The 8,071-nt window shown below is 69.2% G+C and carries 4 protein-coding genes and 1 pseudogene; 2 read left to right on the top strand and 3 right to left on the bottom strand.

Features of this window, described 5'->3' with window-relative positions; translation table 11 throughout:
• Window positions 1-87: 87 nt before the first annotated feature.
• Both E1288_RS45465 and eccCa read right to left on the bottom strand, forming a co-directional pair.
• Entirely contained in the window at window positions 88-354 is a 267-nt protein-coding gene (locus E1288_RS45465) for a hypothetical protein (protein WP_132495457.1), read from the bottom strand.
• Between the two features lie 233 nt (window positions 355-587).
• Window positions 588-4,691, bottom strand: coding sequence for a type VII secretion protein EccCa (gene eccCa, locus E1288_RS45460; protein WP_132495455.1), 4,104 nt, complete (start codon window positions 4,689-4,691; stop codon window positions 588-590).
• A gap of 292 nt (window positions 4,692-4,983) precedes the next feature.
• Here eccCa and eccD point away from each other — a divergent pair, with 292 nt between their 5' ends.
• Both eccD and mycP read left to right on the top strand, forming a co-directional pair.
• Window positions 4,984-6,423: a type VII secretion integral membrane protein EccD gene (eccD, locus tag E1288_RS45455; protein WP_132495453.1), complete on the top strand. Its 1,440-nt coding sequence runs from the start codon at window positions 4,984-4,986 to the stop codon at window positions 6,421-6,423.
• An 11-nt stretch (window positions 6,424-6,434) separates the two neighbouring features.
• Complete coding sequence (gene mycP / locus E1288_RS45450; protein ID WP_132495451.1) at window positions 6,435-7,835, top strand: type VII secretion-associated serine protease mycosin; 1,401 nt, start codon at window positions 6,435-6,437, stop codon at window positions 7,833-7,835.
• 116 nt (window positions 7,836-7,951) lie between these two features.
• Here the strand turns inward: mycP and E1288_RS49595 are convergent.
• Window positions 7,952-8,071, bottom strand: a pseudogene (locus E1288_RS49595) (IS30 family transposase); the annotation flags it as partial.

The raw sequence follows: 8,071 nt of genomic DNA, 5'->3' as shown, positions 1-8,071 counted from the left end.
GCCACCCGCACCGGCCCACCCCGGTGACCGGGCGCGATACCCCCGACCCCACGCGCCCGGTCACCGGCTAGAACTCACCGCGCGCTGTCACCAGGTCTGTGCTTCGGTCGGGAGGCTTCGGGCGCGCGCGGCCGTGGCCTGGCGTGGCTCGGAGCGCGTCGGCGTCTCGGAGCGCGTCGGCATCTCAGGGACGTCGACGCTCGTCACCACGGGGACGTTCGGCAGCCGCGTTTCGGGCTGCGGCGCCGGCTGTTCCTCCGGTTCCGGCTCCACGTAGAACCACGCGACCACTTCGCCGTCCGGCTTCAGCTCCACCTTTGTGATGACGCCGTTCGCGCCGATGTCCTGGCGCACGTGGTGCACCCAGTCGCGCAGCGGCCGCAGGTTCCGGCCGGCCCCTTCACCTCCTGGAGCAACCGCTCGTCGTCGGCCTTGCGGCGCGCGAGGCGCTCGCTCCAGCCGACCGGCTTGATGAATCCGCTCATACCGTCACCTCACATGTGATCGGGGTCCGCGCCCTCCGGCGCTTCCCGACGAAAAACCTCCCCCGCCCGGAGGCGGGGGAGGTTCGTCGCGCTAGCCCATCGTCACTCCGGCTGTTGGAACGCGGTCTGGATCATCTGCGGCCCGCCGCGCAGGCTGCGGCTGACCAGGGTGCCCCGGCCAGGCGGCAGCTGCCGCGACTTGATGTTGGCCACCAGCTGACCATCGTCCTTGTTCGCGCTCATCGCCAGACCCGGCGACGACGTCTCCCGCATCTTGCCGATGATCGGCTCGTACAGGGCACGGCTGGCACCACCGGAGTTGCGCACCAGCGCGATGTGCAGACCCACGTCGTTGGCCTGCGGCACGAACTCCGCCAACGGCGCGAGCGGGTTGTTGCCCTGCGGCGCCACCAGCTCGTAGTCGTCGACGATCACGAACAGCTCCGGGCCCTTCCACCAGGAACGGTTCCGCAACTGCTCCTGCGTGACATCCGGACCCGGCAGCCGCTTCTTCAACGACCCGCAGATGTCCTTGACATCGCCCTTCAGCTGATCCGCGTTGACCACGTAGTCCAGCTTGTGCGACTCCGGCAGGACACCGAGCAGGCTGCGCCGGTAGTCGACCAGCATGATCAGCGCTTCCTTCGGGCTGTACCGCTCGGTGATACCGCGGATGATGGTCCGCAGCAGCGCCGTCTTGCCCGACTCCCGCTCGCCGAACGCGTAGAAGTTCGGCTCGGCGTTGAAGTCCAGGTACACCGGGTGCAGGCCGTCCTCGTTGATGCCGATCGGCACCAGCTTCGGGTTCGGCTGCTGCTCCGGACGCGGCAACTGCTGGTACGGCAGCAGATCGGGCAGCAGGCGAACCTGCGGCGCCGGACGCCCCTTCCACGAGCTCTTGACCCGGTTCACCAGGTCGGCGACGCCATCGGGGAGGTCGTCGTTGTACAGCTCCCAGCCCATCCGGGGGGCGCGGACCTCCTTGCCCTCCTCGATGTCCCGCTTGACCTGCTCGATCTCCGCCTCGACGCGGTCACCGATCTTCTCGCTGTCCACGCGGGGCAGGGCCGTCAGGAAGTGCAGCTTGGTGCCGTGCATGCCGCGGCCGGGCCGGCCCGGCGGCACCTTCACCGCGAACTTGCGGTCGATCTCCGACTCGCTCGGGTCACCGAGGCGCAACTCGATGCGGGTCTGCATCAGGTCCTTCATCGCCGGGCGGATCTCCGCCCACCGCGCGGCGGTGACGATCACGTGCACGCCGAAGGCCAGGCCGTTGGCCGCCAGCCCCAGCACGTCCTGTTCGAGCGCCTCGAATTCCTCGCGGAACGTCCGCCACCCGTCGATGATCAGGAACGCGTCGCCGAACGGGTCGTCCTCGAACTCACCGCGCCGCTTCCGGTTGCGGTAGTCGTTCATGTTCTCGACGCCGTGCTGCTGGAACCGGCCTTCGCGGTCGGCCAGCATCGTCTTCAGCTCCGCGATCGTCCGCCGGACGGTGTCCTGATCGCGCCGCGTACCGTAGCCGCCCATGTGCGGCAGGCCGCGCAGCGCGCCGATCGAACCACCACCGAGGTCGACGCAGTAGAACTGCACTTCCTGCGGCGTGTGCGTCAACGCCATCGAAGCGATCAGCGCGCGCACCGTGTTCGACTTGCCGGCACCGACACCGCCGACGATCGCGCCGTGACCACCCTGACCACCGAGATCCACCACCATCGGGTCCTGCCGCTGGTGGTACGGGACGTCGATCAGGCCGACCGGCACCTGGAGCCGACCGCTGCCCGAGTAGCCCGCGGCCGTGTAGCCGCGGTCGTCGGTCTGCTGCATCGGCGGCAGCAGGGCGTCCAAAGTGGGCGGTGTGTCCAGCGGCGGCAGCCACACCGCGTGCGCCGGCGGGCCCTGCCCGCGAATCTTGTCGATGATGATCTGGAAGTCCGTCGGGTCGAGGTCGCTCTTCTGCTCCTTGACCTCCTCGACGACCGGCTTCTCCGGTTCCGGCGGCTTCTCGATGTAGTCCGGGATGAACTCCCGGGGCATCTTGTCGCCGGTGACCGGGGCCGCGCCGCCCTTCAGCGTCGGGCGGCGGCCGCTGGTCTGGTGCAGGTGGCCGGACACGAACGCGGCGCGGAACCGCTCCATGCCGTTGGGGTGCTTCAGGTAACCGTGACCACCGGTGGCGGGCAGGTCGGCGGCGTCCGGAACACCGATCGCCGCGCGGGAGTCCGCCGCGTTGAAGGTCTTCAGACCGATCCGGTACGAGAGGTGCGTGTCCAGGCCGCGCAGCTTGCCCTCTTCCAGCCGCTGGGAGGCCAGCAGCAGGTGGACCTGCAGCGATCGACCCAGTCGACCGATCATCACGAACAGCTCGGCGAAGTCCGGCTGCTGCGACAGCAGCTCGGAGAACTCGTCGATGACCACGAACAGCGCGGGCAGCGGCTCGGCGCAGCGCTCGTCGCCCGCCTCGCCCATCTTCCGGTAGTCCCAGACGTTCTTCGCGCCCGCCTTGTTCAGGATCTCCTGGCGGCGGTTCATCTCACCGGCCAGCGCGTCCTGCATGCGGTCGATCAGCGAGCCGTCGCCCTCCAGGTTCGAGATCGACGCCGACACGTGCGGCGCGGGCTCGAAGCCGTTGAACGTCGCACCACCCTTGAAGTCGACGACCACGAAGTTGAGCATCGACGACGAGTGGGTGGCCATCAGGCCCAGCACGATGGTGCGCAGGAACTCGGACTTACCGGAACCGGTCGAACCGATGCACAGCCCGTGCGGGCCCATGCCGCCGGAGGCGGTTTCCTTGATGTCCAGGTGCACGATCTCGCCCTGCTCGCCAGGGCCGATCGCGACGCGGTACAGGTCGTCGCGCGACCGGGGCCGCCACGCCTCGTTGAGGTCGAAGGTGACGACGTCACCGGCCAGCCCCAACTGCTCGATGTAGTTCAGCGGCGTGGTCAGCGGCTCGTAGCCGCCGCTGTCGGCGTCGGAGGCGGAGAAGCCGCCGGCGACCCGGTACGGGGCCATCTGGCGGGCCAGCGAGGTGGCCTCCTCCATGGTCAGCGAGTCCGGCTTGCCGAACCACTCCACACCGGACCCACCGCGGGCGCCGATGCGGTCCTCCTCCACGACCATCCGCATGCCGCGGCGCGCGGTGAGCTGCCCGAGCAGGTCGGACAGGTCGATCATGGTGACGCCGGCCAGGCCGCCCTCGACGTAGAGCGCTTCTTCACGGCTGATCTCGGCGTCGTCGATGATGATCACGATGTGCGGCTGGCCGTCCGGCGGCGCGGCGTTGCGCTGGAAGCGCGGCCGATCGGCCAGCTGCTCGGCGAGCATCTGCTCGATGACGCCCAGCGAACCGGCCATCAACCGCATCTGGCCGATGCCGTCGGTCTCGGTCGGGTGCTGCGCGTGCGGCAGCCACTTCACCCAGTCCCACTCCGTGCGCGCACGGCCGCTGCTGGCGACCGCGATCATCACGTCGTCGGGGGTGTGGAAGGTGGCCAGCTGGCACACGATCGCGCGGGCCAGGCCGCGCACCAGTTCCCGGTCGCCCTGCAGGCCGACGGCGGCGAAGCCGCGCAGCGAGGTGGCGATCGGGAGTTCCGGCACCAGCGAGTGGGCGCGCACGAAGCGGCGCAGCGCCAGCGTGGTGATCGGCTCCAGCTCGTCGACGGGGCCGGTCTGCGGCGGCACCAGGCGGGTTTCCAGCCGCTGCGAACCGCGGCCGACCCGGACCTGGCAGAAGTCGTTGTCGTTGGGACGGCGCTCCCACATCCGCCGGCTGCCCGCGGCCAGCGACCACAGGGTCTGCGGGTCGGGGTGCACCCACTCGCGGGCCAGGCGCTGCTCGTCGGCCGCCTCCCGCGCGCGGTCCCGCATCTGACCGAGGTACCGCAGGTAGTCCTTGCGGTCCTCGTTCATCTCGGCCTTCTTCTGACTGCCGTCCTTGCCGCCGCCGGCCATCATCCCGAACGTTGAGATGAGCATCATCATCGGCATCATCATCATCATCGGGTTGTCCTTGGCCCGCTGGAGCATGAAGACCATCATCCCCAGCGAGGCCACGATCATGACGCCCGGCAAGACCTTCTGGACGATGTTGCCCGGAATCGTCCGCGGGATCTCCGGCGGTGGTTCGAGGTGCACCTCCCCGCCCGGTGGCCTGGGAGCGGCCAGGCGTGGCGTTCGCTTGAACTGCAGCGTGCTCACCGGACGCAACAACCTTTCCGTGTCAAACGTGCTCTCGAATGTGTCGCAGCCAGCATTCTGCATCGCCGCAACACCGCCGGCGCCGGGGAGCGAGTCGGGCGTGACCAACCAGATATGAAGTAGTTGGCACGAGTTCGACCAAACCTGTCACCCGTCGACGGTCGGTGTGGCCATACTAGGGGCGCTCTTCGACCGGGCGGGTCGGTTTCGGAAGAAAAACCGGCCTTGGTTGGATCGAGCCCAGCGACACAAATGAAGCAAGGCAATCAACCTCAGGGAGTAGGGGGCCCAAGTGGCGACCGGTACCACGGTGTTCAGCCGCGTGACGGTGGTGGCGCCTACAACTCGCATCGACCTGGCGCTTCCCGCCGACGTAGCGGTGGCCGATCTGTTGCCGATGGTGCTGGACATGGCACGCGGGATCACCCCGGACGGCGGTTCCCGGCACGGCGGCTGGTGCCTGGCCAAGCTCGGGGAGAGCCAGCCCCTCGACCCGAGCCAGACGCTGTCCTCGCAGGGAATCGTCGACGGCGACATGTTGCAGTTGCGGCGCCGGTCGGACGACCCGCCGCCGCCGCTGTACGACGACGTCGTCGACGCGCTCGCGGAAGCGGAACCGGGTAGCTACCGGCCGTGGACGAAGGAAACCGCGGCCAAGATCGGGCACGCGGCCGGCGCGCTGGCGCTCATCGGCGCGGCCGTCGCATTGGGACTCGCGGGCCCGGCCGGGCTGCTGCACCCCACCATGGAGGGCACCGCGCCGATCGTCTACCAGATCGTGGCCGCCGTGACGGCGGTCGTGGTGGCGATCTTCGCGACCGGCGTCGGGTCGATCGTGACCCGCGCCTACGCGGCCTCCACCACCGGCACGGTGATCGCCGCCGCCGGCGGTCTGCCGATGGCCTTCGTCGCCGGCTTCAACATCGTGCCGGGCAACGCGCTCGAACCGCGGCTGCTGCTGGCAAGTGCGCTGACGCTGATCTTCGCGGCGGTGTCGATCATGGTGATCGGCGCAGGCATCGTCACCTTCATCGCGGCCGCCACGGCGGCGGCGTTCGGCACCATCGCCTTCCTCGTCGCGACCCTTGTGGACGCCGCGACCACCGCGGGCATCGCCGCGGGTGCCGCGGCCGTCGGCCTGGCGGGCATCTCGCTGCTGCCGCGCATCACCATCCAGCTCGCCAAGCTGCCGCTGCCGCACGTGCCGGGCAGTGCCGAAGACCTCAAGGAAGACACCGGGTTCCCGGACTACCGGATGATCGAGCGGCAGACCGGCCTGGCGCACCAGTACATGACCGGCCTGATCATCGGCTGCGGTGTGGTCGCCGCGCTCGGCTCGATCCTCGCTGCCGCGGCCAGCATCTGGGGCGCGGTGTTCGCCATCGTCGTCTCGGCGGTCCTGCTGCTGCGCGGCCGCAACTACGCCAACGGCAGCCAGGCGATCGCGCTGCTGCTGAGCGGTCTGCTCTCGTCGCTGGGCGTCACCATCGGACTGCTCGTGCAGGTCGCGCAGTGGCCGCTGGCCGTCGCCTGGGTGTTCCCGCCGCTGCTGCTGCTCGGCATCCTGTCGATCGTCTTCGGCGTGGTGTTCCCGAACCGCCGGTTCTCGCCGGTGCAGCGCCGCATGGTGGACATCCTGGAAGCCGTCCTGATCGCACTGGTGCTGCCGCTGGCACTGGCCGCCATGGACCTCTACATGATGATCCGCGACCTCAACCTGAACTTCTTCTGAGGGGCAGCGTGATGCGCTCTAGGACCTTCCGCTCCCGCGGCGGGCTGCGCGGATTCGCGCTGCTCGCCGCGGCGGGCACGCTGGCGCTGGGCGGTCCGACGGCACCTGCGGTCGCGCAGACCGTCGGCCCGCCGCGACTGGATCCGTCCCAATTGGCCAGTCACACGCTGCAGTCGTTCAACTATCCGCAGAAGCAGGGCTGCATGCGGGGCAACAGCGGCAACTCCGTGATCGAGGAGAAGCCGTGGAGCCAGCTGGTGCTCGGCTTCGAACGGGCACACGACGAGGGCTTGAGCGGTTCCGGGCAGACAGTGGCCGTCATCGACACCGGTGTGAACGCTTCGCATCCGCTGTTGCGCGGCAAGGTTCAGAACGGCGGAAGCAGCGTTCCGGACGGTGGCGGGGACAAGGACTGCGACGGGCACGGCACGATCGTGGCGGGCATCATCGCGGCGAGCCCTGACCCGTCCGGCAAGATGGGTTACGTCGGCGTCGCGCCTGATGCCTCGATCTTGTCGATCCGGCAGTCTTCCAAGCTGTTCGTCAGCGAGGCCGACAACGCCACGATCGGCAACACCGACACGATGGCGCAGGCCATCAACATCGCGGTGGACCGGGGCGCGAGCGTCATCAACATCTCGCAGTCGTCCTGCCAGTCGATCGCGCAGGCCAGCAACTACCTGGACTACGGCAACCAAAGGCTGCACAACGCGGTCAAGACCGCGTATGAGCGCGGCGTCGTGGTCGTCGTGGCGGCCGGGAACACCGGCGAGGCCTGTCAGAAGAACGCGTCCGGCAGCCCGACGACCGCGGTGCTGCCGGCCTGGTTCGACGAGTACGTGCTCACCGTCGCCTCGGTGAACCAGCAGGGTGCGCCGTCGGAGTTCACCGTGCCGGGCCCGTGGGTTGACGTGGCCGCGCCGGGCGAGAACCTAATCGCGCTCGACCCCGGCGTCGGCGGCCAAGGGCTGGCCAGCCAGATCGCCACGGGCGAGGACGGCCAGCCGGGCCCGATCCAGGGCACCAGCTTCGCCGCGCCGTACGTGGCCGGGCTGGCGGTGCTGATCAAGGAGAAGTACCCGAACCTGACCGCCGGGCAGATCATGGACCGGATCAAGGAGACGGCGCTGAACCCGGGCGGCATCAACGGACGCAACGACATCGTCGGCTACGGCATGGTCGACCCGGCCGCGGCGCTGGCCGACGTGGTGCCCGCCGAGTGGGGCAAGCAGGCGCCGCCGCCGAAGCCGACGAAGCTGGACGCGGATGTGATCCCGCAGAAGGACTACCCGGCCCTGATCATCGCCCTGGGCGGTGCCGGAGCGGGAGTCGCGGGGATCATCTTCACGGCGTTCCTGATCAACGCGGTGCGCAGCGTCCGGGCGAGGACCCGGGAGAACGGCGGCCGCTGAGCAATACGACGAAACGGCCCGGTGTCCACTTCGGACACCGGGCCGTTTCGGTTTCTGCCCGGGAAGTGGCGAGACCGCTTCGTGGCCGCGCGGGGACGCCGTTTTCGCGTGTGTTTTCAGGGGGTGGGTGCAACACCAAGCGCTTGGGCTAGTGCGTGTGATGGTGTCATCCAGCCGAGGGTCTGGCGGGGGCGGGTGTTGAGTTCGTGGGCGATGGCGTCGAGGTCTTCTTGGGT

The sequence above is a fragment of the Saccharopolyspora elongata genome (assembly GCF_004348985.1).
Classification (GTDB): domain Bacteria; phylum Actinomycetota; class Actinomycetes; order Mycobacteriales; family Pseudonocardiaceae; genus Saccharopolyspora; species Saccharopolyspora elongata.
The sequence above is the reverse complement of the archived record's forward strand: the minus strand, read 5'-3'. Positions and strand labels throughout refer to the sequence as shown.

What these genes read in the sequence shown, in the direction of transcription:
- mycP (WP_132495451.1), top strand. Translation starts at nt 6,435, where the DNA reads ATGCGCTCTAGGACCTTCCGCTCCCGCGGCGGGCTGCGCGGATTCGCG.